Raw genomic sequence first — 23,593 nt, 5'->3', positions numbered from 1 at the left:
GCCGACGCAATGCAGGATGCGCAAAGAGCATTGCGTATGTTGCAACGCCCGCCAGGTGCCCTCAGGAAAGGCTCAGTGGATCTCCTCCACCAGCACGTCCAGCGACCACGCCTGCCCCGCCTTCGCCGGTGCCGCGGCCTCCACGGCGTACCCGAGGTCCCGCAGCGCCTCCACCAGCTCGGCGGGCCCCTTCGGCGCGGCCCCGGCCGACAGCAGGCTCCGTACGATCCGCCCCTTCGTCGCCTTGTTGAAGTGGCTGACGACCTTCCGGGTCGGCGCGTGCAGCACCCGCACGGTCGCCGTACGCCCGGCCACCTCGCCCTTCGGCTTCCATGCGGCCGCGTACGCGGCGGACCGCAGGTCCAGGACCAGCCCGTCCGCGGCGGCCTCGGGCAGCACCGACGCCATCGGCGTCCGCCAGTGGGCGCCCAGCGCCCCGAGCCCCGGCAGCTTCACGCCCATCGAGCACCGGTAGGAGGGGATGCGGTCGTTGACGCGCACCGCGCCCCACAGCCCCGAGAACACCAGCAGCGACCGGGCGGCCCGCTTCTTCGCGGCCGCGTCGAGGGAGGCCAGGTCGAGGGCGTCGTACAGCACACCCGTGTAGATCTCCCCGGCGGGCCGCGCCCCGGCCGTGCGCAGTCCGGCGTTCTTCGCGACCTCGCCGCGCAGCCCCTCGCTCAGCCCGAGCACCTCGCGCGCCTTCTCGTTCTGCTCGGGGTCCCCGGCGCACAGCTCGACGAGCTCCCCGAGCACGGCCTCCCGCGCGTCGCTCAGCCCCGGCAGGGACAGCGACTCCAGCTTCAGCGGGGCGCCACGGCCCGAGGACGCCTTGCCTTCCGAGGGCGGCAGCAGGACAAGCACGGGTGGTACTCCTTCTCTCCGGTTCTGCGCCAGGGTACGGGGTGCTGCCCCAGCGCCTTCGACCTACGCTCGACACATGCCCCGCCGCAGGATCCGCGTGACCGGCGCCCCCGAGGCCCCCCTTCGGGCCGCCCTCGCCGTGCTCCGCGCCGAACTCGGCGTACCGGAGGCATTCCCGGCCGAGGTCCAGGCAGAGGCCGAGCGGTCGGCGCAGGCGCCCACCCTGCCGTCGTACGACGCCACGGACCTCCCCTTCTTCACCGTCGACCCGCCCGGCTCCACCGACCTCGACCAGGCGATCCACCTGTCCCGTCAGGGCACCGGGTACCGGGTCCGGTACGCCATCGCCGACGTCGCCGCCTTCGTCGTACCCGGCGGGCCGCTGGACACGGAGGCGCACAAGCGGGTGAACACCCTCTACTTCCCCGACCAGAAGGTCCCGCTCCACCCCACCGTGCTCAGCGAGGGCGCCGGGAGCCTGCTGCCCGACCGCACCCGGCCCGCCGTGCTGTGGACGCTCGACCTCGACGCGGAGGGCCGTACCGTCGCCGTCGACGTGCGCCGGGCCCTGGTGCGCAGCCGGGCGAAGCTCGACTACGCGGGTGTGCAGCGGCAGATCGACAGCGGCACGGCCGAGGAGCCGGTCGCGCTGCTCAGGGAGATCGGCCAGGCCCGGGAGCGCCTGGAGGTGGAGCGCGGCGGCATCTCGCTGGGCGTCCCCGAGCAGGAGATCACCGAGCGGGACCACACCTACGAGCTGGCCTTCCGCGCCCCGCTGCCCGCCGACGGCTGGAACGCCCAGCTCTCCCTGCTCACCGGCATGGCCGCGGCGGACCTGATGGTGGCCACCGGCGCCGGCATCCTGCGCACCCTCCCGGCCGCGCCCGACGGCGCCGTGGCCCGGCTGCGCCGTACCGCGGTCGCCCTGCACATCGACTGGCCGCACCACGTGTCGTACGCGGCGCTGATCCGCACCCTCGACCCGCACGACCCGCACCACGCGGCCTTCCTCCTGGAGTGCACGACCCTGCTGCGCGGCGCGGGCTACAGCGTCTTCTGGGACGGGAACCTGCCAGCGATCACCACCCACGCCGCCGTCGCCGCCCCCTACGCCCACTGCACCGCCCCGCTGCGCCGCCTCGTCGACCGCTACGCCACCGAACTCTGCCTCGCGGCCGCCGCCGGCCACACCCCGCCCGACTGGGTCCTCGCCGCACTCGAAGTGCTGCCCCAGCAGATGGCCGACGGCACCCGCCGCGCGGGCACGGTCGAGCGGGAGTGCGTCGACATCGTCGAGGCCGCCCTCCTCAAAGACCGGGTCGGAGACGTCTTCGACGGGTGCGTGGTGGACCTGTCGGACCACGAACCGACCGTCGGCACCGTGCAGTTGGAGTCCCCGGCCGTGATCGGCCGGATCGAGGGCGAGCACCTGCCGCTCGGCGAACGCCTGCGGGTCCGCCTCGTCCGAGCGGATCCGGGCACAGCGAAGATCCTGTTCACACCCGCGTGAGGGCCCGTACGAGGCCGTCGGGGTCCTCGGCGTGCAGGCGGATCACGCGCACCGTCCGGCGGCGACCCAGGAGGGTCGTCCGGGTGAGCGGGGCGGTGAGTTCGAGGGTGAGGGTCGTCCGGGACGCGACGGGGAGGGCGAGTTCACCCGCCGTCCGCTCGTGGGCGGTGCGCGTCTCCCGTCGTACGGCCCCGATCGCCGCGAGCGGTATGCGCAGGTCGACGTGGACGCCGTACCGCACCCGCAGGGCGTCCGGGGTGAGCACGTGCGGGCGGACCACGCAGGCCGCGTGCAGACCGACGACGAACAGCAGGGTGTAGAGGTCCAGCAGGAGCACGACCCGGTGCGCGGTGGGCCAGTTGCGCAGCAGCACGGACATCGTGAGCGACTCGACCACGCACACGAAGCCCAGCCCGAACAGCGTCGTGCCCTGCCCGCGCGCGTACCCGAACGCCCGCCCGCCGGCCGTGCCGTGGGTGCGCCGGGCCAGCCAGAGGACGAGGCTCGCGAACAGCCGCGCCTCGTGCCGGACCAGGCCGTGGACGACTCTCATGGCCGTTCCCCGGTGAGGATCCGCAGGAGGCGGCGGATCACCTCGGCCTGGGCGGGCGCGAAGTCGGCGTACAGAGCGCGCAGGAAGGCGTTGTCGCGGTCGAAGTCCGTCGCGGGCAGAAACTCCGTCGGGACCAGGCCGGCCAGAGTCCGCGCAGCCTGCTCCACGCGCGGGTCGTCCGGTGCGGCGTCCGCGAGCGCGTCGAGCAGCGCGTACGCCTCCTGTGCCCGCGCCAGGGCGTCCGGGCCGTCCAGGGTGCCGCGCAGTGCGGACAGCAGCCGCTCCCGGTCCGCGGGGGCCGCGCCGGTGTCGATCAGGGCGAGGATCTCGCGGTCCTTGGCGGCCATGGGGGAGTCGCTGCCGGGCAGACCGGCGAGCAGACCGGCCAGCTCGGGGGAGAACGGTCCGTCGGCGGGCAGCTCCTCGGCCTCCAACAGCGCCCGCAGTCGCTGCCGCCGCTCCCGGATCTCCGCCTCCTGCCGGGCCAGGTCCTCGTCCAGCTCGGTGAGCACCTCGACCAGGTCCTTGCCTGCGTCGTCGGCGAGCACGTCCCGTACCTCGGTCAGGCCCATCCCCAGCTCGGTCAGCCGCCGGATCCGGGCGAGGACGACGGCGTGCCGGAGGGCGTAGTGCCGGTATCCGTTGGACAGGCGCTCGGGTTCGGGCAGTACGCCCAGGTGGTGGTAGTGCCGCACCGCGCGCGTGGTGACGCCGACGACGGCGGCGAGTTCTCCGATCCGCATGGGTCCAGTACAGAGGTTGACGTCGCGGGAGGGTCAAGCGGTGCCGGCGGGGGTGCCGAGCCAGCGTTCCAGGACCTCGGGCAGGTCCTTGCCGTCAGCCCCGTCAGCCCCGTCAGCCCCGTCAGCCCCGTCAGACCGGCCGTCCGCCGCCCACGCCACGAACCCGTCCGGCCGGACGAACAGCGCGGCCAGGCCCGGTCGGGCGGGGCAGGCGAGGGTCAGGACGTCCAGCCGGTCGCCGAATCCCTCGGCGCGGGCGCGCAGCTCGGGGTCGTCCCTGAGGTCGAGCAGCAGGGCCCGGCCGGTGTGCAGACGGTCGCCGAGCCGGGTGCCATCGGCGAGCTCGAGGTCAGGGGCGCTGTGACCGGTCAGCGGATGGTCGCCGGGGAGGTCGTACCGCTGCCATACCCCGGAGATCTGCGTGACCAGGTAGGTGGTGCCGGTGGTGGTCAGGGCCATGTCCGTCACCACCTTGCGCAGGGCCCGGGCATGCCGGTCGGGGCGCATCAGCGCGATCTGGGCGCGGGTCCAGTCGAGCACCCAGGCGCCGAGCGGGTGCCGTTCGGCGGTGTAGGTGTCCAACAGGGCCTCGGGCGCCCGGCCGCGTACCACGGCGGCGAGCTTCCAGCCGAGGTTCATCGCGTCCCCGATACCGAGGTTGAGTCCCTGCCCGCCGAACGGCGAGTGCACATGGGCAGCGTCGCCCGCGAGCAGCACCCGGCCCTTGCGGTAGCCGGTGACCTGGCGGGCGTTGTCGGTGAACCGGGTCGCCGTGACCACCTTCGTGATGCTCACCTCCGGCACGCCCGACACCCGGCGCAGGCTGGCCTGCAGTTCCTCGGCGGTGACGGGCGCCGACCGGTCGGCCGGGGGCCCGTCGAACTCCACGCTGAGGATGCGACCCGGGAAGGGACCGTGGACGTACGTCCCCACGTCGGTCGTGTTCCAGCCCGCGCCCAGCCGCTCGGTGCCGGCCATCTCCACCACTGCCTGGTAGCCGGTGATCTCCGGGTCCGTACCCGGGAAGTCGAACCCGGCGAGCTTGCGGACGGTGCTACGACCGCCGTCGCACCCCACGAGCCAGCCGGCCCGGATCTCCTCGGGACCACTCTCGCGATCACGGATGTGCACGGTCACCCCGTCCCCGTCCCCGTTCCCGTCCGCGTCCGCCGCGAAGCCGGTCAGCTCCACGCCCCGGCGCACCTCGACGCCGAGCTGCGCGGCCCGCCGGGCCAGGATCCGCTCCAGCTCGGCCTGCGGCACACCCAGACCGGCCTCGGCGGCCGGGCCGACCTCGGCCCAGATGGGGTCGGACCCGTCGAACAACTCGGGATCCATCATGATCCCGGCGAAGTGCCCGGCGAACTTGGGAGGCATGCGGGGCCGGTCGCCTTCGCCGCCTTCCTTGCGGAAGGCACGCATCCGTTCCAGCGCCGCCTCCCACACCGCCGCCATCTCCGGCAGCAGGCCCCGCCGGTAGAACGCCACCGCGCTGGGAATGTTGACCGCGCCCGCCTTGATCGTCTCGTCGACCTCGGTCAGCCGCTCCACGACCAGCACCCGGGCCCCGCCGAGCCCCAGCTCACAGGCGAGGAAGAGTCCCACGGGCCCGGCGCCGGCCACCACCACGTCGTAATCCGCCGTCATGTTCTCGTTCGTCGTCATGGCTTTACTGTAGTCACTAAAAATTTCGAGCGGCTATAGTTTTCTCCATGAACAAGGGCCGGGGTCCAGAACCTTCTCTGAGGGAGCGCAAGAAGCGGGAGACGCGGCAGCGGATCTCGGACATCGCCACGCTGCTCTTCGCGCGGCGCGGCTTCGATGCGGTGACGGTCGCCGAGGTGGCTCGCGAGGCGGGCGTCTCCACCATGACCGTCTTCAACTACTTCCCGCGCAAGGAGGACCTGTTCCTCGACCGCATCCCCGAGGCCGCCGAACTGTTCGCCGCGGCCGTACGCGACCGCGCCCCCGGCGAGCCCCCGCTGGCCGCCCTGCACCGCCTCGCGCTCCAACTCCTCGACGAGCGACATCCGTTGAGCGGCATGGCGGAGAGGTTCGTGCACTTCTGGCGGATCGTCATCGACTCGTCGGCCTTGCGTGCCCGCGCCCGCGAAGGGGTCGAGGAGGTCGAGTCCGCGCTGGCCGCGGCCCTGGCCGAAGCGGAAGTGGCCGACCCGTACCTGCTGGCCGCCCTGACGGTCGCCGCGTACCGCACGGTGTACGTCACCTCGGCGCGCCGGCTGATGGCCGGGGATCCGGTGGAGGAGGTCGCGGAGGATCATCGCGCCCGACTGGAGGCCGCGTTCGCCGCGCTGGAGCGGACGACCTCATAGCCGCCTCCTCCGGCGGCCACTCTCTTGACGGCTAACACCGTTAGCCGTACCGTCGTGCGTACCGTCCTGGCTAACGGTGTTAGCCAGGACGGCCCCGACGCCGTACGACCCCGGAGGCAGCCATGTCCGCCACGACTACGAGCGCCACCTCGCCCCTCACCGTCCTGCGCCGCACGGCCTGGCTCGCGGGAGCCCTGTTCTGGTCCGCGTTCGCGGTGCTGGAAGCCGTGAACCACGGCTGGATCGCCGGCACCCTCGCGCTCGTCTTCCTCGTCCTGCCGGACCTCACCTTCCTGGTCGCCCTGGACGAGGCGCCACGCATGGCGAAGGGCCAACTGGCGCCGCGCGCGGTGCCGTACTACAACGCGATGCACCGAGCCCCGGTCCCGCTGGCGCTGATGGTGGCCTACGCCTTCGGCCCCTTCACCTGGGCCCCCGCCTTCGCGGCGCTGTGCGGCTGGCTGGCCCACGTCTCGTACGATCGCGCCTTCGGATACGGACTGCGGACGAAGGAGGGCTTCCAGCGTGGCTGAGCGTCTGACGCCGAGGGCACGAGAGATCGCGACGGCGGCGCGAGCCCTCCTGGAGGAGTCAGGGGCCGCCGCCCTCACCATGCGCAGCCTGGCCGACCGCCTCGGCATCAAGGCCCCGTCCCTCTACAAGCACTTCCCCGACAAGCACGCCGTGGAGGTCGAGCTGACGGCACAGCTGCTGACGGAATCGGCCGAGGCCCTGGAGGCCACGGAGGCTCAGGCTCCCGGCTCCCTGGAAGCGCTGGCCGAGGCCTACCGCGCCTACGCCCTCGCCCACCCGCACCTGTACTGCCTGGCCACGGAACAGCCCCTCCCGCGCACCGAACTCCCCGAAGGCCTCGAAGACCGGGCCGCCCTGCCGCTGCTGCGGGCCTGCGCCGGCGACCTGGACCTGGCCCGCGCCGTCTGGGCCTTCGCCCACGGCATGGTGATCCTGGAGATCCACGGCCGGTTTCCGGCCGACGCCGACCTGGACGCGGCATGGAAGCGGGGCCTGAAGGCGTTGCACCCTTAGCAGGGAGTACGGCAGGGGAGTGTGCGATGGCGGAACAGGCGCTGTGGACGAGAGCGCGACTGGGCCGTTGCGGCCCCCCGCTCGACCTCCTGACCGCAAACTTCCACCGGCACACCTACGCCCCACACGCCCACGACGAGTACACGATCGGCGTCTGCGTGGGCGGCTCCGAGGTGATCGACTACCGCGGCGGCCACATCCGCACCGGCCCCGGCACGATCGTCGTCCTCGAACCCGGCGAGATGCACACGGGCGGCCCCGGCACCCCTACCGACGGCTACGCCTACCGAGCCCTGTACGCAGAGCCGTCCCTACTGGCGGACGGCACACTGGGCACCCTCCCGCACTTCCGCGAACCACTCCTCGAGGACCCCGAACTGGCCACGGCCCTGCGCGTGACCCACACGGAACTCAGCACGTGCCCCGACCCCTTGGAAGTCGAATCGCGCCTCCCCTGGCTCCTGACTGCCCTGTCCCACCGCCACTCCACGGCAAGACCGGTCTCGCACCACATCCCAGGCGCGGCCACCCTGGCCCTGACGGTCCGCGACCGCCTGGCAGACGAACTGACGGCTCCACCGTCCCTGTCCCTCCTCGCGGCCGACCTCGGCCTCTCCCGCTATCAGCTCCTACGGGCCTTCCGTACGACGATGGGGGTGCCGCCGTACGCGTGGCTGGCCCAGTACCGGGTGACGCGGGCGCGCACCCTGCTGGAGGCCGGACTGCGCCCGGCCGAAGTGGCGGGCCTGGTGGGCTTCGCCGACCAGGCGCACCTGACCCGCTGGTTCCGCCGGGTGCTGGGGGTGACCCCGGCGGCGTACCGCAACAGCGTTCAAGACACCTGACGAGGGGGCGACCGAAACTCGACCCCATGACTGCACGCGGTTGGTTCCTGTTCTCCCTGATGGGAGTGGTCTGGGGCATCCCCTATCTGATGATCAAGGTGGCGGTGGACGACCTGTCCCCTGCCATGGTGGTGTTCACGCGCTGTGCCCTGGGGGCGGCCCTCCTGCTTCCCTTCGCGATCAGGGGCGGAGGCCTCACCCGGACCATCCGAACCCACTGGCGTCCCATGCTGGCCTTCGCGTGCATCGAGATCATCGGCCCGTGGTTCACCCTCACCGATGCCGAACGGCACCTGTCCAGCTCCACGGCGGGCCTGCTGATAGCGGGCGTACCGATAGTCGGAGTGTTGCTGGCCCGCTTCTTCGCCCTTGGTGACTCGGAGAGGCTGGGCACCAGGAGGGCGACCGGCCTGGCGCTGGGCCTTGCGGGGGTCGGCGTCCTGACCGTCCCACACCTCACCGGAGGCGACACCCGCTCCATGGCCGAGGTCTTCCTGACCGTCGTGGGCTATGCGACGGCCCCCTTGATCGCGGCACGCCACCTGAAGGACGTCCCGTCGCTCCACCTGACGGCCCCCTGCCTGGCACTGGCGGCGCTGGTCTATGCCCCCGCGGCGGCGGCGACCTGGCCGACCGAGATGCCGTCCTCCTCGGTGCTGGCGGCCCTCGCCGGCCTGGGCGTCATCTGCACGGCGCTGGCCTTCGTGGCGTTCCTGGAACTGATCAAGGAGGTCGGCCCGACGCGCTCGACGGTGATCACGTACGTCAACCCGGCGGTGGCGGTAGCGGCAGGCGCCCTCTTCCTGAACGAACCGCTGACGGCGGGCATCCTGGCCGCCTTCGCCCTGATCCTGGCGGGCTCGGTACTGGCCACTGCGACCGCCGGCCCCCGCCGCCCCACACGCCCGGTACCATGGTCGACACGGCAGACGAGCCGGGCGGACGGCCGCGTGGAGTCCCCCTAGGGGGCTTCCCGAGGAACGTCCGGGCTCCACAGGGCAGGGTGGTGGCTAACGGCCACCTGGGGTGACCCACGGGACAGTGCCACAGAAAGCAAACCGCCGTGAGCTCCGGCTCACGGTAAGGGTGAAACGGTGGTGTAAGAGACCACCAGTGCCCAGGGTGACCTGGGCAGCTAGGTAAACCCCACCCGGAGCAAGGTCAAAAGGAGCCGCTGTAAAAGGCGACTCTGCGCGGACGTTCGAGGGCTGCCCGCCCGAGCCCGCGGGTAGACCGCACGAGGCCGACGGCAACGTCGGTCCTAGATGGATGGCCGTCGCCGAGGGGCCCGCGAGGACCCTTCGGAACAGAACCCGGCGTACAGCCCGACTCGTCTGCCGCCACCTGCGGCTTTGCCTGGGAAAGGGCTTCTGACCTGCGTCGGAGGCCCTTTCCAGTCTTTCGGGGCTTGCCGCGTTAGGCGGCGGAAAGCCCCTCGGACAGCGCTGAAAGTCCCTGAAAAGTCCCTGGCGCGTAGGCGAGGTGGACGCCATGGCCATGGGCAGATCATAGTTCCGTCGGCCTCAGCAGGCGGCTCTGCGACCGTCCCGTGAGGTGGGGCCTGATGTCGTGGCAGCCGGCCACGAGAGCGCGATCGCGCGTTGATCCCCTCCGCCCCGGCCGTGGCGGCCGGGAATGTGGGCGGCAGAACGTGCGAAGCCGGGTCGGCACCCAAGGGCACGCCTTGGTTGGTGGCGATGGCCATCGCATCGCTCTGAAACGGTCTCCCTCCCTCAAGTGCCTCGAGCGCTCGCAATGCGGTCCTACAACGGCTGACACAATGAGCGAAGTTGCCGGTGGGTGATGAGGCAGCAGGCGAGTTTGAGGAACGCCTCGTGAATGTCGGGCCGCCGTTCCCAGCGGATCCGGAGGCGTCGGAAGCCGTGCAGCCAGGCAAAGGCCCGTTCGACCACCCACCGGTAAGTGCCCAGGCCAGTGCCGTGCCGGGTTCCGCGTCTGGCGATGGCCGGCACGATGCCGCGAGCGCGGACCTGGTCGCGGTGGATGTCGTGGTCGTAGCCCCGGTCGGCGAACAGCGAGTCGGGCTTACGGCGGGGACGGCCGATGCGGCCGCGGACCGGCGGGCCGGCCGACTCGTTGACGAGGAACGGCGCGACGCCCGGGTTCGGCAGATCCTTGCCGGGTGCGTGCGTCCAGCCACGGCCCGCGATCGCGCCTTGCTGGAGGCGTTCCGAGCCGCTCACCGTCGTCCGGCGCGACGGACGACCGGATCCGCGCCCTGCTCACCTCGCACGACCGGCGGGACCCTCGCGGTCGTCCGCGTCATGAGGCCCGTACCCCATTGCACGCCGGCGACCACCGCCCAGCCGCATCGACCAGCCCGAAGGTCCTTCGGGGCACGCGGGTTCAGAGCGCGGCCGGGCTTCCGAACACGACACCGGTGAGGGTCTGGTTGACGTGACCGAGCCAACTCTCGCCGTAGGTGTGGAACCCTGCCGATGGGACGCCGCCCAAGGCCGTGACGAAGGCCGCGGAGAGGTTCTTGGCGTCCATTTCCAGTCGGCGCAGGCAGCAGTTGAAGAGAACCGCGCCGCCGGACCGCCCTCCGAGTTCGGCACGGGCTCGGCGCAGGGCGGCGGCGGTCTCCGCGATGAGGTCACCGGCCCGCATGACCTCGACCTCCATCCCCGGCATGATCTCGGCGAAGAACCGGAGGCCACCGTCCGGCGTGACCGCCTGGGGGCTGCGGATCCACGGCTGGCTGTCGATCATCAGGCCGACCGGATACTCCGTCCAGGCGGCGTCGAGCGCGTCGACGCTCAGGCCCAGGGCATCCGCGTACGCCTCCGCGGCCGGCCGCCCGTCGATCTCGAGGACGGTCCGGGACTCGCTGTGCGCGCGTGTGATCCGCAGTAGCCTGCCGGTCGGGGCGAAGGAACATGACTTGACCACCCGGAACGGGACAGCGGTCCGGCACACCATGAGCGCCGCCCCGTGGTAGCTCACCTCGCGGCCCACGGCGGTCCAGGTGCCCTGGAAGGCGAAGTCGTCCCCGGCGGAACCGCCGACGAAGTCCAGCAGCGGTGCCGCGTTCCCCAGCATCTCGTTGACCTGCTCCTCGGATCCGTGCAGGCCGTCGATCAGCACGAAACCCAGGTGGTGGGCCGGGTCGAGGTGGCGGAGCTGAACCTGGAGGGCTTCCTCGAGCGACCGGACGGCGACCGCGGTGCCGTCGCCCGCGTCGCCGTCCAACTCGCCGAGCACCGCCACCGCTTGGGTGATCAGACCGTCCGGAAGCACCACGGCCGAGATGCCGCCGGTCCCGTTGTGCAGGTCGGTGAACTCCCCGGCGGTGGAACAGCCGATGACCACCGCCTCGGGAAAGTGCGAGCTGATGACGGGTGCGACATCGGCGGGGTCGTACACGCTGGAGGCGAAGTACATCACCGCGACCGCCCGGCGTCCCGACAGATCGCGGCCGAGCTGTGCCAGCAGCCGGTCGACCGCCTGCGGAGCCGGTCCGGTGACATGGGCGCGTACGACGCCGGCGCCGGGTACGGCGGGGGTGGAGAACGTCATCTGTCCGCCTTGTTCAGAAGTCGCCGAAAACGCTGCCGAAGGCCCGCCGTGGCGACGGGCTCGCCGCCGGCCTGCCGCGAGCCGCTGTCCTCCGGGTCCGGTGGGTGGATGAGCAGGTCGTGCGGCGAGGGCGACAACGAGAAGCCCAGCACCAGCAGGATGCTCAGGACTCTGGAGACCACCGCCGCGTCGGCCTGCTGGTCCGGGCGGGGGGAGCGCAGGTCGACGCCGGTGCGCAGGGCGACCCGGGTGCAGATCGCCGCGAGCCCACGGTCGTCGTAGGGGAAGTGTCGGGAGCGCAGTACGGCGAGGATCCCATTGAGTGTCTGCTCCCGCGGCCGGTCGCTCGCGGTGCCGACGTGGGCCGGAGCGGAGCCGTCGTCCCGCGGTGTACCGCGACGCGGCTGCCGCTGGCCGTGATCCGGCCGCGGCTGGGCGTGATCCGTTCCCAGCCGGACGGCATCCGCGCCCAGCCGGAGGTTCCCGCTGAGCCATGTGTAGAACGCTATCCAGTCGGAACTGAGCCGGGAGCCCCACTCGCTCCTGTGTATCTGGCGCACCGTGTCGAGGAGGGCCGCGCCGAACGACCAGTGCCAGCCGTCGAAGAATCCCTGCTGCTGGATCCCCCCGCCGACCTGGCGCAGGGTCGCCTCGACGGCCTCCGGTGCGTCCTGGGTCAGTGCGGCCCACAGCACCGACTGGGCCAGCCTGTTGCACAGCGGCCGTCCCGCCCGCGGCGGCAACTCCCGCACCTGGGGCACGAGAACGACCATGCTCTCGTAGAAGCTGTCCATGAACCGGCCCTGGTTGCGGGAGAGCAACTGACAGGAGAACTGGACGCTTCGGAGGCTCTCGGCCGGAGGTCTGGCGCCCGTGTACGCCAGACGCCCCGTGCCGGTACCCGCTTGACCGAACACCATGGCGACTCTCCTCGGAGCATGGTGAGCGCACGTCGTCCGGGTCGAGCGGACGCGGCGCGTGCACATCGATTGCCTGTCCGGTGTCCGGCCGGAGCGGAGACCGCCGGCCGGCATCCTCACGGATTACCTCGGCGGAGGCCTGGACCCCCTCGAACGGAGCATGTGACCGCGAGAAACCCGCCGGAGACGATGAGGACGGTGACCACGACCCGGCGGCGTGCCCTCCCGCGTCTCGTCGCGACACGATGGACGTCCGATGCTGGCGCGCCCGAGCGCCCGCACCGGGAACGTCCCCCACTGTCCGGCCCCGCGTCCCGCGAGGCCGGTTGCCTCCCGTGAAGGACGAGGTGATCACGGTGCGCGGCGAGGGTGCCGGGCCGGCTCTCCCGACAGTCCGCTGAGCGCCCGCCCGGCGATCTCGTCGATCGGTCCGACGGCCTGAACGGTCAGCAGGATGTCCGCGTAGTGGTCGAGCAGAGGGGCGGTCTGGCGTTCGTAGACCCGCTGCCGATGGCGGACGACATCCTCGGTGTCATCCGGCCGGCCGCGGTTCAGCAGCCGCTTCACCACGACGTCCTCGGGAGCGGTGAACTCCACCACGGCGTCCAGTCGGGCTCCGGTGGAATCCAGTGTCGCGGCGAGTTCCCGCGCCTGTGCCAGGGTGCGCGGGAAACCGTCGAGAAGGAAGCCGCGCCGGGTGTCGGACTGTTCCAGCCGCTGGCGGACCATGCCGCCGGTGACGTGATCGGGTACGAGTTCGCCGGTGTCGAGATACCGCTTGGCATCCTGCCCGAGTGGCGTCCGGCGGGTTACGTGCTCGCGGAACAGGTCCCCGGTGGAGATGTGCGGTATGCCGAGTCTCTCGCTGAGTATGGCTGCTTGGGTGCCCTTGCCCGCTCCGGGAGGGCCGATGAGGACGATTCGCATCAGCGCGTGCGTGCCTTCCAGTGGTCGTTCCTGGTCTTCGTTCCTGGTCTTCGCCGTTGTCGGCGTGCTCCGGACAGGCGGCCCGTGACGGGCGGAGAGGTCCCTCGGCCGGGACCGGTACCGGCCCGGGTGCCCGGTGCGCGCGGCGGGCCGGGGAGGCCGCACAGCGCCTCGGCGTTCGCCCTGCGGTACGCGTCCGCGCCGACCGACGGACCGGTGACGACGGTGTGGACGCCGGTGCGGGGCGTCGGTTCGGCCGCCGGCCACCCGGCGAGCCCGGGCAGTCCTGCCAGGGCGGTGTCCTGCGACCGCTCCCGGACCGCATCCGTGACCACGTCGACGACCGGTCCGCCGTGCGCGGCCATCCGGCGCCGGCCGGCTCGCCGCACGCAGGCCGGCGGCATCCCCGGGTCCCTGGGCCGAACCTCGCACAGGGCGAGGTGATCGAGGCGCCCGAAACGGTCGACGACCGTGTCGACGACCCGGTCGGGGTCGTCGGGGCCGCTCGCTCCGGCGAGGCGCACGACCCGGCCGGGCGACAGGCCGCCGCCGCTCATGCCGGGCCCGCCTTGTCCTGCTGCCCGCCGCTGAGACCGGCGTTGATCAGGTCCATCACGGAGGCGTCGGCGAGCGTCGTGACGTCTCCGACCTCCCGGTGCTCGGCGACGTCGCGCAGCAGCCTGCGCATGATCTTCCCGGACCGGGTCTTGGGCAGTTCGGGGACCACCGTGATCCGGCGGGGCTTGGCGATCGGGCCGATCTCCTGCGCGACATGCTCGCGCAGCGCCGCCGTGAGGTCCGGGTCGGCGCCCGCGCGCAGGATGACGAAGGCGACGATGGCCTGCCCGGTCGTCGCGTCCGACGCGCCCACCACCGCGGCCTCGGCCACCGCGGGGTGCGAGACGAGCGCCGACTCGACCTCCGCGGTGGAGATCCGGTGCCCGGAGACGTTCATGACGTCGTCCACGCGGCCCAGCAGCCAGATGTCGCCGTCCTCGTCGTAGCGCGCGCCGTCCCCGGCGAAGTAGTAGCCCTGGTCGGCGAAACGGGACCAGTACGTCGCCCGGTACCGCTCCTCGTCGCCCCAGATCCCGCGCAGCATGGACGGCCAGGGCTGGTCGAGGACCAGATAGCCGCTCTCGCCGTTGCCGACCTGACGGCCCTGGTCGTCGACCACCTTGGCGGACAGGCCCGGCAGCGGCGCCTGGGCCGAGCCGGGCTTCGCGCCGGTCCCGCCCCCAGCCCTGGAGGGCTGGGAGGTGCCCCCGGGCAGCGGTGAGATCATGACGGCGCCGGTCTCGGTCTGCCACCAGGTGTCCACGATCGGCGCCCTGCCGGCCCCGATGTGCGTGCGGTACCAGCGCCACGCCTCGGGGTTGATGGGTTCGCCGACGCTGCCGAGCACGCGGATCGAGGAGAGGTCGTAGCGGGCGGGGATCTGCTCGCCCCACTTCATGAAGGTGCGGATGAGGGTGGGGGCGGTGTAGTAGACCGTGACGCCGTACTTCTCGATGATCTCGAAGTGCCGCCCCTCGTGCGGGGTGTTGGGCGTGCCCTCGTACATGACCGAGGTCGCCCGGTTGGCGAGCGGCCCGTACACGATGTAGGAGTGCCCGGTGATCCAGCCGATGTCGGCGGTGCACCAGTAGACGTCGGTCTCGGGGTCGAGGTCGAAGACGGCGCGGTGGGTGTAGGCGGCCTGGGTCAGGTAGCCGCCGGAGGTGTGCAGGATGCCCTTCGGGCTGCCCGTCGTCCCGGAGGTGTAGAGGATGAACAGCGGGTGCTCGGCGTCGAAGGGTTCCGGGGTGTGCTCGTCGGACTGGGCGTCGACCAGGTCGTGCCACCACAGGTCGCGGCCCTCGGTCCACGGCACGCCGGTGCCGGTGCGCCGGACCACCAGGACGTGCTCGATGCTCCGGGTGTTCCTGGTCGCCTCGTCGGTGTTCGCCTTCATGGGCTCGGCGCTGCCCCGGCGGTACTGGCCGTCCGCGGTGATCAGCAGCTTGGCCCGGGCGTCGTCGATGCGCGACTGCAGGGCGGCCGGGGAGAACCCGCCGAACACGACGCTGTGCGGCAGGCCGAGACGGGCGCAGGCCAGCATGGCGAAGACCGCCTCGGGGATCATCGGCAGCTGGATGGCGACCCGGTCGCCCGGCGTCAGACCGAGGGAGAGCAGGGCGTTCGCCGTGCGGCAGACCTCGCGCCTCAGCTGCGCGTAGGTGATCGTGCGGGTGTCACCCGGCTCGCCCTCCCAGTGGAAGGCGACCTGGTCGCCGTGCCCTGCCTCGACGTGCCGGTCGACGCAGTTGTACGCCACGTTCAGCTTCCCGCCGGTGAACCAGCGGGCGAAGGGCGCGTCCGTCCAGTCCAGCACCTGCTCCCAGCCGGTGTCCCAGTGGAGCTGCCCGGCCTGCCGCGCCCAGAAGGCGAGGCGGTCGTCCGCGGCCCGCTCCGGCGGTCCGGACACGGCGGCGCCCCGGGGGGTGAGCGGGTTCTCTGGAAGGGCGGGGTGGGCAGAGCTCGGAGACATACCAGATCCTCCAGTGGGGTGCGGGTGCTGACGGCACGGGTGCCGGTCCGAGGGCGCGGTCGGCCGTCGCCAGGTGGACACGGTGGCCGGTGAGGGTTGGCGGGAGGTTGGCGGCGGGTCGGGGGCCGCGGCTACGGCCGCCCTCCGGCGGTCCAACGGCTCACCAGGCGCAGGGCGAGGCGCGGCCGCAGCGGTGCGGTGGTCCCGCGCCGTAGTGCGCCCTGCCAGACGCCCCAGCCGTAGGCGAGGTCGTCCAGGCGACGGATCGCCAAGTGCGGGAGGGGGCCGAGCGAGGTGCCGGAGCGGCGGTGGTCCACCAGCCCCTCGACGACGGCCGCGGCGATCAGCACGTACCGCGCGCGCCGGCTCGCCACGGCGGCGGCCGTCGCGAGGGGCCAGTGGTGCCGGGTGGCGCAGCGCAGCAGCTGCTCGGCGGTGCCGCGCAGCGCGGCGAGCGACAGCAGTGCCCCCGCGCGGGACGGGTGGTCGGCGTCGGGCATACGCCGTGCCACCCGGACGGCGGTCACCGCGGTCAGGGCCGCTGCCGCGGCCGCCGGCCCCGGCCTGCCGCGCAGCAGCAGGGCGCAGGCGGCCAGCGACCAGGGGGCGGCGTACAGCGGCGGCACCTGCCCGGGGTGGCGCAGCGCCAGGTCGGCGGCGCCGGTACCGTACGCGGCTCGCTGGGCGAGCCAGCCGCGCAGGTCGGTGCGGTGCCGGTGGCCCACGCGCGCGGTGGGCACGTACCGCAGCCGCCAGCCCGCCTCGTGCAGCCGCATGCACAGGTCGACGTCCTCCCCGACGCGCATGCTGTCGTCGAAGCCGGCGCCGACGGCGTCGCGGCGGACCACGATGGTCGCACTGGGGACGTAGGACAGCGCGGACACCGGCACGACCGGCCCTTCCCCGGCTCCCATGTCCAGCGGCGAGCGCTTCTCCTCGTACCGGTCCAGGAGCCCGGCTTCGGCGACGGGCAGCGCGACCACGCGGGGAGCGGCGAGCGCCACCGCGGGGTCGGCGAACTGCGCCAGCAGGGCGGCGAGCCACCCGGGTTCGGGCACCACGTCGGAGTCGCAGAACGCCACGTACGGGGTACCGACGTGCCGCAGGCCGGTGTTGCGGGCCGCCGCCGGGCCGAGGTTGCGTGGGTGGGTCAGCAGTTCGGCGCCGTGCGCGCTGGCCACCCGGGCCAGGGCCGCGGGGTCGGCGGAGCCGTCGTCCACGACCAGGACCGGCAGGTGGGAGGTCGGCGGGTCGGCGCGCAGGGCTGCGAGCAGCCGGTCCAGCTGGTCGGCGCGGTCCTTGACGGGGATGACCACGGTTGTGTCGCTCACCGGCACCGGTGCGGGGCGCGGATGGGCGATCCCGGCGTCGAGCAGCCGTCGTGCGAGCGCGCCGCTCGCCGGGCCCGTGACCGTGAGCCGGCCCCCGTCCAGGAGGCGCGCCGCAGGGGCGGTCAGCCGGAGCAGGCGAAGCGGCGATCCGCCGAGCAGCAGCCGCCCGTCCTCGGACCGGTGCGTGCCCGCGGCGAGTTCGACGGTGAGGCCGGCCGGCAGGGCGGTGTCCGCCGGAGAGGGCAGCGGCGTGCTCGTCGGGGGTGCCGGGGTGCGGTGTGCGAGTGCCGTCATGCCGTGAACCCTCCGTCCGCGTGCAGTACGGAGCCGGTGAGAGCGAAGGACTCGGAGGAGCAGGCCCAGGCCACCACCGCGGCCACCTCCTCGGGTTCCAGCGGGCGCCCGGTGAGCTGCTGTGCGGCGAGCTGGGCGGCGTCGGGCAGGTGGTACAGGTCCGCCGTGGCCCGCAGCATGTCCGTGCGGGTCGAGCCCGGCGAGACGGCGACGGCGTGCACGCCGGTGTCGCGCAGGTCGCAGGCGAGGCCGCGGACCAGGCCGACGACGGCGTGCTTGGCCGCGCAGTAGGCGCCCAGGCGCCACAGGCCGCGGTGCGCGGCGGCCGAGGCGAGGGCGACGAAGCGGCCGTGCCGCGGGTGCGGCCTGCGCAGCAGGGCGGGCACGGCGGCGCGCGCGAGGTTGGCCACGCCCATGACGTCCACGTCGAGCAGGGTCCGCCACTGGGCGTCGGTCTGTTCCCACACCGGGTCCCCGCCCAGCATCACCGCGGCGGCGGCCACGGCGGCGTCGAGGCCGCCGAACTCGGTCTCGGCCAGAACCACCGCGCGGTGCAGCGCGGCGGCGTCGCGTACGTCGGCGCGGACCGTACGGATCAGGGGGAATTCCTGTGCCAGGAGGTCCAGCAGGCCGGGCTCGGCCAGCGGATAGGGCACGTCGGGGTCGTCCGCGCAGCGGTCCACCGCCACCACGGCCCAGCCGTCCCGGGCCAGTCGCCGTACCGTGGCGGCCCCGATGCCCCGGGCGGCACCGGTGACGACGGCCACCCGCCGGCCGGTCATCGCCCGTCCCCGCCGGAGGTGGTGACCGGCTGCCTCTCGGGCCGGCCGAGGCGGGCCCGCGCGCCCACCCGCCATCCCCGGACGTCCTCGGCGAGGCGGTCCGCCATCCGCTCCAGGAGCCGCTCACCGTCGCCCGCGCAGGCCCCGGCGGGGTCACCGAGGACACCGGACGGGCTCACCCCGCGCACCGATTCGGCGACCAGCCGGTCCATCAGCACGTGAACGGGTTCGGTCGGTCCGGCGACGGCCCGCTCGGCGCGGACGGCCGCGTGCCGCAGCCGCAGCATCATCGAGGTCTCGGCGCGCCCGGCGTGGGCGTCGGAGCCCGGCGGCAGGCAGGGCCACCAGGCGACGTCGCGGCCCTCGCCGCGCAGACCGGTGACCGCCTCGGCCAGGCTGGCGAGGTTGCCGCCGTGCCCGTTGACCACCAGCAGGCGGGACGCCCAGCGCAGCATCGAACGGCCGGTCTCCGTGACCAGCAGGCGCAGCGCGTCGTGGCCGATGGACACGGTGCCGGGGAACCCCTCGTGCTCGCCGCTGGCCCCGTACGGCTGAGCGGGCGCGACCAGCACGTCCGCCTCGCCGCGCAGCCGGGCGGCGGCACGTTCGGCGACCGCGGAGGCCACCGCCGTGTCGGTGTCCAGTGGCAGGTGCGGGCCGTGCTGTTCGCAGGAGCCGAGCGGCAGCAGCACCAAGGGGCGGCGGTCCGCCACGTCGGGCCAGCTCAGGTCCGCGAGCGAACTCTGGGCGTCGGGCATGTCAGACCGCCCCCGGTGCCCGGGTGAAGCCCGGCGGGACCAGCACGTCGTCGGGCGTGAGCTCGTGGACCGACGAACGCCCGAGCCCCAGCAGGGCGGAGTCGATGCCGCGGCGCAGGATGTCGAGCACGTTCTCCACGCCGGTCTGACCGCCCGCCGCCAGGCCCCACAGGTAGGCGCGGCCGATCATCACGGCCCTGGCGCCGAGTGCGAGGGCCTTGACCACGTCGCTGCCGCGGCGGACTCCGCCGTCGAGGAGCACCTCGACCTGGTCACCCACCGCGTCCGCGATGACGGGCAGGACGCGGATCGGGGCGGGGGTCGCGTCGAGGTTGTTGCCGCCGTGGTTGGACACCGAGATCGCGGTGACGCCCGCGTCGACCGCGCGGAGCGCGTCGTCCACCCGGCAGATGCCCTTGAGCATGAACGGTCCGTCCCACTGCTCGCGCAGCCAGCGCACGTCGTCCCAGGAGGGCGGAGGAGTCGTCATCCACTCGCCGTAGGCGCCGAAGAACGTGGGCGCCTCCTGCCCCGGCTCGGCGATGTTGGGTGCCTTGAGGTCCGGAAGGCTGCGGGACTTCACGAAGTCCCAGAGCCAGCCGGGGCGGGCCAGCGCCTCGGGGGCGAACCGCGTCATGGCCCTGAGGTCCAGCCGCTCGGGAATCTCGGGGCTGCCCCAGTCCCGGCCGTACGAGAAGGACCAGTCGAGGGTGACGATGATGCCCTTGGCGCCCGCCTCACGGGCGTCCTGGAGGCGCCGGGCCATCGCGTCCCGGGAACCCATCCAGTACACCTGGAGGAACGTCTGCGGATTCGCCGCCAGGACGTCGCCGAGCGGCTTGCTGGCGAACGAGCTGAGCCCCATCGCGGTGCCCCGCGCGGCGGCGGCGCGGGCCACGGCCACCTCGCCGTCCGGGTGCACCGCCTGCACACCCGTCGGCGAGATGAGCACCGGCAGGGAGATGTCCTGTCCCATGACGGTGGTGGCCTGGTCGCGCTTGGCCGACAGCCCGGCCACGTGCGGCGCGAAGCCCAGCTCGGCGAAGGCGGCGGTGTTGTCGTCGTAGGAGACGCCCTTCTCGGAGCCCGCGAGCAGCGCGCTGTACACGGATCTCGGCAGCCGTTTCCTCGCTCGCCGCTGGGCCTCGGCGACCGTCTCGATCCACTTGCTCATGACGTTCCTCTCTCATCGGGTACGGTGCGCCCCAGGTCGGCACCGGCCAGCGGGCTCTCGTCGCAGAAGCGGTCGGAGCGGCGGGCGCGGACGGCGGGCATGCCCAGCGCCACCGTGCGGCGTGAGTGGTCCTTGCCCTGGCCCGGCAGCGCGGCCGGGTCGACGGCCGAGAGCGCGGTGGCCCCGTGGCCCTTGACGCACTCGGGGTCGGGGCCGTCCAGCGGCAGGCCCGTGAAGAACTTCGCGGCCATGCATCCGCCCTGGCAGGCGTCGAACGCGGAGCAGCCGGAGCAGGCCCCGCCGGAGGACGGCCGGCGCAGGTCGGCGAAGAGGTCCGACTCCCGCCACACCCGTTCGAAGCCGCCCGGTGAGCGGACGTTGCCCGCCTTGAACGCGTCGTGAATGGCGAACGGGCAGGCGTACACGTCCCCGACCGGGTCGATCAGGCAGACGACCCGGCCGGCGCCGCACAGGTTCAGCCCCGGGATCGGCTCGGAACCGAGGGCGTTGAGGTGGAAGAAGGAGTCCCCGGTGAGCACTTTCCCGCCGTGGCCGACGAGCCAGTCGTAGAGCCGGCGCTGCTGCTCGGCGGTGGGGTGAAGGTCGTCCCAGACGTCCGCGCCCCGGCCGGAGGGCCGCAGCCGGGTGATCCGCAGCTGGGCTCCGTACCGGTCGGCGAGCACGGCGAAGTCGTCGAGCTGCGCGACATTGTGACGGGTCATCACCACGGAGATCTTGAAGTCCCGGAAGCCCGCGTCCGCGAGGTTCTCCATGGCTCGCACGGCCATGTCGTACGAACCGGGGCCGCGGACGGCGTCGTTGACCGCGCGGGTGGCGCCGTCGAGGGAGATCTGTACGTCCACGTAGTCGGTGGCGGCCAGCCACCGGGCCCGCTCGGGACTCAGACGGACGCCGTTGGTGGAGAACTTCACACCCACCTGGTGGGCGATCGCGTAGTCGAGGAGCTCCCAGAAGTCGGGGCGGACCGTGGGCTCCCCGCCGCCGACGTTGACGTAGAACACCTGCATGCGCTGAAGCTCGTCGATCACGGACGTGATCTCGTCCGTGGACAGCTCCAGGGGATCGCGCCGCCCGGACGAGGACAGGCAGTGCGCACAGGACAGGTTGCAGGCGTAGGTCCACTCCCAGGTCAGGCAGATCGGGGCGGCGAGGCCTCCCTTGAACTGCTCGACGAGGGCGGGCACCTTCCCCCGTACCCCTTCGGACACGGGGGTGCCCTTGTTCGCTCCGGCCGCGCTCCGCTCGGCTGCGTGCGGGGGCTCGTGCAGGGTGGTCATCACTGCGCTCCGGTTCCACTGCGCTGGGGAACGATCATGTCGGCGACGGCCAGCGAGGCCAGCGCCCGTAGGAAGGCGTCCCGCCGGTCGTCGGAAACGCCGGCGAGGGCGTCCCCGGCGCTGGCGTGCCGGTCGAGCCCCCGGACCAGTTCGACGAGTTCCGGTGCCTTGAGGAACGACAGCCGGCGGTTGCCGAAGTGGTAGGCGAGCGCTCCGAACGGCTCGGGACGCAGCGCGACGCAGGGGTTCAGCCGGTAGGGGCGCGCCGCGTCGAACGCCGCGCCGGCCGGGGCCGCCGGGAGGGTGGTCATGGCGGCGGGCCTAGTAGACGCCGCACATGCCGTCGATCGACACCTCTTCGACGAGGACCTCCTCGATCACCTCGTCGACGGCGATGTCCGGCTCGGCGCTGATCTGGTTGTCGTTCATGGCCAACCTCCTGAATGGGTGGGGGAGTCGACGGAGATCCGGTACCGCCGTGCGGTGACCGGCCGGTATCCGACGCTACGGAGGCCGCCGCCCCGTCTCGCCCTGCTTCCGGCCGCCGTCACCCTGTCCGGTCGGGCAGGTGTGCGCCGCCGATGCCGGTGTCCGCCGCTCACCCCCTCCGACCGGGCAGGGTGCGTCCCGTCCGTTCGCGCCCCGCTGCCGTCCGGGCGGCCGGTATCGCCCCGCCACGCCTTCGTCGGAAGGTGAGTCACGCCACGCACAGGGCATGTCCGTGCTCCAACCGGACCATCCGTGCTCCACCACGGACCTCTGCGCCGCCGGCAACGGAGCAGTCGACGCAGTACGCGCGGCCCACCGCGCGGAGAGGACAGTCGCGATCATGCAGGTCGAAGAACTTCTCAAGCCGTTTCCGATCAAGGAGTTCCACCCCTTCCCCCGGGCGCTGATGGGCCCCGGCGCCCATGAGCTGATCGGCCCGGAGGCCAAGAAGCTGGGGTTCAGGCGGACACTCGTGATGACCACGGGGCTGCGCGGCAGCGACACCGTGCACAAGATCGTCGAGTCGATGAAGTACCACGGCCTGGAGGTCGTGGTGTACGACAAGGTCGAGTCGAACCCCAAGGACTACAACGTCATGGACGCCGTGGCGCTGTACCAGGAGAACAAGTGCGACTCGTTCGTGTCGATCGGCGGCGGCTCGTCGCACGACGCGTGCAAGGGTGCCCGCATCTCCGTCGCCCACGACGGCCGCAACGTCAACGACTTCGAGGGCTTCAACAAGTCCGAGAACCCCAAGAACCCGCCGCACATCGCCGTCTCCACCACGGCCGGCACCGGTTCGGAGACGTCGTGGGCCTATGTCATCACCGACACGACCACGGACCCGGACAACCCCCACAAGTACGTCGCGTTCGACGACGCCTCGGTGGCCACCCTCGCCATCGACGACCCGACGCTGTACTACGACTGCCCGCTGGACTACACGGCGCAGTGCGGCTTCGACGTCCTCGCGCACGCCTCCGAGCCGTACGTCTCCCGGCTCAACTTCCAGCCGTCGCTGGGCAACGCGCTGCACGCGATCCGGCTCACCGCCCGCCATCTGCGCCAGGCGGTGTGGAACGGCCAGGACCTGGCCGGGCGCGAGGGCATGATGTACGCCCAGTACATCGCGGCGCAGGCGTTCAACTCCGGCGGCCTGGGCATCATCCACTCCATCTCGCACGCGGTCAGCGCGTTCTACGACACCCACCACGGTCTCAACAACGCCGTCGCGCTGCCCCGCGTCTGGGCGTTCAACATGCCCTCCCACTACGAGCGGTTCGCGGACATCGCCGAGGCGATGGGTGTGGACACGCACGGGATGACAAAGGTGAAGGCCGCCGAGGCCGCCCTCGCCGCCGGCATCCGGCTGCTGCGCGACGTCGGCATCCCCGAGAAGTTCACGGACGTCCAGCAGGACACCTACTCCAAGAACCGCCTCGGCCAGGGCCCGACGAAGTTCTACGAACAGGCGAAGGTGATCAAGGGCGACGCCGCCGACGTCGACCGGATCACGAACCACGTCCTCGGGGACGCCTGCACGCCGGGCAACGCCAAGGAGTGCACGTTCGACACCGTCCGGCCCGTCGTCGAGCACTGCATGACGGGCGATCTGGACGACCTGCTCGGCTGAGCACCCTGAGCCCGGGAGCGGG

22 protein-coding genes, 1 other RNA gene and 2 pseudogenes are annotated in these 23,593 nt (G+C 72.6%); 8 read left to right on the top strand and 17 right to left on the bottom strand.

Translation table 11 applies throughout. From position 1 onward, the window contains the following. Positions 1-72: 72 nt before the first annotated feature. The gene (yaaA, locus tag ACWC5O_RS21285; protein WP_450588995.1) at positions 73-864 is read right to left on the bottom strand and encodes a peroxide stress protein YaaA; all 792 of its coding nucleotides are present in this window, start codon (positions 862-864) and stop codon (positions 73-75) included. A 76-nt stretch (positions 865-940) separates the two neighbouring features. On the opposite strand from yaaA, the gene ACWC5O_RS21280 reads away from it, so the two are divergent. Beyond that, positions 941-2,374, top strand: coding sequence for an RNB domain-containing ribonuclease (locus ACWC5O_RS21280; protein WP_450588997.1), 1,434 nt, complete (start codon positions 941-943; stop codon positions 2,372-2,374). Here the strand turns inward: ACWC5O_RS21280 and ACWC5O_RS21275 are convergent. The 3 genes from ACWC5O_RS21275 to ACWC5O_RS21265 are packed head-to-tail and all read right to left on the bottom strand — an operon-like array spanning position 2,361 to position 5,335. Beyond that, positions 2,361-2,927, bottom strand: coding sequence for a hypothetical protein (locus ACWC5O_RS21275; protein WP_450588999.1), 567 nt, complete (start codon positions 2,925-2,927; stop codon positions 2,361-2,363). The two genes, ACWC5O_RS21280 and ACWC5O_RS21275, sit on opposite strands and share 14 nt — an antisense overlap. Continuing rightward, complete coding sequence (locus ACWC5O_RS21270) at positions 2,924-3,670, bottom strand: MerR family transcriptional regulator (RefSeq protein ID WP_450589001.1); 747 nt, start codon at positions 3,668-3,670, stop codon at positions 2,924-2,926. Before ACWC5O_RS21270 ends, ACWC5O_RS21275 begins: the two co-directional genes overlap by 4 nt. 33 nt (positions 3,671-3,703) lie before the next feature. Continuing rightward, positions 3,704-5,335 (bottom strand): FAD-dependent monooxygenase, encoded by a 1,632-nt coding sequence (locus ACWC5O_RS21265; RefSeq protein ID WP_450589003.1) that lies wholly within the window; start codon positions 5,333-5,335, stop codon positions 3,704-3,706. 47 nt (positions 5,336-5,382) lie between these two features. Here ACWC5O_RS21265 and ACWC5O_RS21260 point away from each other — a divergent pair, with 47 nt between their 5' ends. The 6 genes and pseudogenes from ACWC5O_RS21260 to rnpB all read left to right on the top strand — a co-directional run bounded on the left by ACWC5O_RS21260 (position 5,383) and on the right by rnpB (position 9,232). Further along, positions 5,383-6,003, top strand: a complete 621-nt coding sequence (locus ACWC5O_RS21260; RefSeq protein WP_450589005.1) for a TetR/AcrR family transcriptional regulator — start codon at positions 5,383-5,385, stop codon at positions 6,001-6,003. Between the two features lie 122 nt (positions 6,004-6,125). Next, positions 6,126-6,536, top strand: a complete 411-nt coding sequence (locus ACWC5O_RS21255; RefSeq protein WP_450589007.1) for a DUF4260 family protein — start codon at positions 6,126-6,128, stop codon at positions 6,534-6,536. A gap of 4 nt (positions 6,537-6,540) precedes the next feature. Next, positions 6,541-7,050, top strand: a complete 510-nt coding sequence (locus ACWC5O_RS21250; protein ID WP_450589132.1) for a TetR/AcrR family transcriptional regulator — start codon at positions 6,541-6,543, stop codon at positions 7,048-7,050. 26 nt (positions 7,051-7,076) lie between these two features. After that, a complete protein-coding gene (locus tag ACWC5O_RS21245) occupies positions 7,077-7,895 on the top strand; it encodes an AraC family transcriptional regulator (RefSeq protein ID WP_450589009.1) in 819 nt (272 codons plus the stop codon). A gap of 26 nt (positions 7,896-7,921) precedes the next feature. Further along, positions 7,922-8,707: pseudogene (locus ACWC5O_RS21240) on the top strand (DMT family transporter); the annotation flags it as partial. 118 nt (positions 8,708-8,825) lie between these two features. Then, positions 8,826-9,232, top strand: an RNA gene (rnpB, locus tag ACWC5O_RS21235) — RNase P RNA component class A. Positions 9,233-9,658: 426 nt separating this feature from the next. On the opposite strand, the pseudogene ACWC5O_RS21230 reads toward rnpB, so the two are convergent. The 13 genes and pseudogenes from ACWC5O_RS21230 to mftA form a co-directional block, all read right to left on the bottom strand. Beyond that, positions 9,659-9,979 (bottom strand): annotated as a pseudogene (locus ACWC5O_RS21230) (transposase); the annotation flags it as partial. Between the two features lie 283 nt (positions 9,980-10,262). Beyond that, a complete protein-coding gene (locus ACWC5O_RS21225) occupies positions 10,263-11,435 on the bottom strand; it encodes an FIST signal transduction protein (RefSeq protein WP_450589011.1) in 1,173 nt (390 codons plus the stop codon). Then, the gene (locus ACWC5O_RS21220) at positions 11,432-12,355 is read right to left on the bottom strand and encodes a hypothetical protein (RefSeq protein WP_450589013.1); all 924 of its coding nucleotides are present in this window, start codon (positions 12,353-12,355) and stop codon (positions 11,432-11,434) included. The genes ACWC5O_RS21225 and ACWC5O_RS21220 overlap by 4 nt, the downstream gene beginning before the upstream one ends. A 351-nt stretch (positions 12,356-12,706) precedes the next feature. Further along, positions 12,707-13,282, bottom strand: a complete 576-nt coding sequence (locus ACWC5O_RS21215) for an adenylate kinase (RefSeq protein ID WP_450589015.1) — start codon at positions 13,280-13,282, stop codon at positions 12,707-12,709. Continuing rightward, a complete protein-coding gene (locus ACWC5O_RS21210; RefSeq protein WP_450589017.1) occupies positions 13,282-13,839 on the bottom strand; it encodes a hypothetical protein in 558 nt (185 codons plus the stop codon). The genes ACWC5O_RS21215 and ACWC5O_RS21210 overlap by 1 nt, the downstream gene beginning before the upstream one ends. Beyond that, positions 13,836-15,812, bottom strand: coding sequence for an acetate--CoA ligase (acs, locus tag ACWC5O_RS21205; protein ID WP_450589018.1), 1,977 nt, complete (start codon positions 15,810-15,812; stop codon positions 13,836-13,838). The genes ACWC5O_RS21210 and acs overlap by 4 nt, the downstream gene beginning before the upstream one ends. 131 nt (positions 15,813-15,943) lie before the next feature. Then, on the bottom strand, positions 15,944-17,437 hold the full coding sequence (mftF, locus tag ACWC5O_RS21200; RefSeq protein WP_450589020.1) for a mycofactocin biosynthesis glycosyltransferase MftF: 1,494 nt from the start codon (positions 17,435-17,437) through the stop codon (positions 15,944-15,946). Next, positions 17,434-18,219, bottom strand: coding sequence for a mycofactocin-coupled SDR family oxidoreductase (locus ACWC5O_RS21195; RefSeq protein WP_450589022.1), 786 nt, complete (start codon positions 18,217-18,219; stop codon positions 17,434-17,436). Before ACWC5O_RS21195 ends, mftF begins: the two co-directional genes overlap by 4 nt. Next, the gene (gene mftE, locus ACWC5O_RS21190) at positions 18,216-18,977 is read right to left on the bottom strand and encodes a mycofactocin biosynthesis peptidyl-dipeptidase MftE (protein ID WP_450589024.1); all 762 of its coding nucleotides are present in this window, start codon (positions 18,975-18,977) and stop codon (positions 18,216-18,218) included. Before mftE ends, ACWC5O_RS21195 begins: the two co-directional genes overlap by 4 nt. Before the next feature lies 1 nt (position 18,978). Next, positions 18,979-20,151 carry a pre-mycofactocin synthase MftD gene (gene mftD / locus ACWC5O_RS21185; RefSeq protein ID WP_450589026.1) on the bottom strand — a complete coding sequence of 391 codons (1,173 nt, stop codon included), beginning with the start codon at positions 20,149-20,151 and terminating at the stop codon, positions 18,979-18,981. Continuing rightward, positions 20,148-21,449: a mycofactocin radical SAM maturase gene (gene mftC / locus ACWC5O_RS21180; protein ID WP_450589028.1), complete on the bottom strand. Its 1,302-nt coding sequence runs from the start codon at positions 21,447-21,449 to the stop codon at positions 20,148-20,150. Before mftC ends, mftD begins: the two co-directional genes overlap by 4 nt. Then, entirely contained in the window at positions 21,449-21,760 is a 312-nt protein-coding gene (gene mftB / locus ACWC5O_RS21175) for a mycofactocin biosynthesis chaperone MftB (protein WP_450589029.1), read from the bottom strand. Before mftB ends, mftC begins: the two co-directional genes overlap by 1 nt. A gap of 10 nt (positions 21,761-21,770) precedes the next feature. Continuing rightward, entirely contained in the window at positions 21,771-21,878 is a 108-nt protein-coding gene (gene mftA, locus ACWC5O_RS21170; RefSeq protein ID WP_351579461.1) for a mycofactocin precursor MftA, read from the bottom strand. A gap of 400 nt (positions 21,879-22,278) precedes the next feature. Between mftA and mdo the strand changes: the two genes are divergently transcribed. Further along, positions 22,279-23,571, top strand: a complete 1,293-nt coding sequence (gene mdo, locus ACWC5O_RS21165; protein ID WP_450589031.1) for an NDMA-dependent methanol dehydrogenase — start codon at positions 22,279-22,281, stop codon at positions 23,569-23,571. The last annotated feature ends 22 nt before the right edge of the window (positions 23,572-23,593 follow it).

The sequence above is a fragment of the Streptomyces sp. NPDC001450 genome (genome assembly GCF_053597295.1).
Note: the sequence above shows the minus strand (reverse complement) of the source record. Positions and strands in the feature narration are given on the sequence as shown.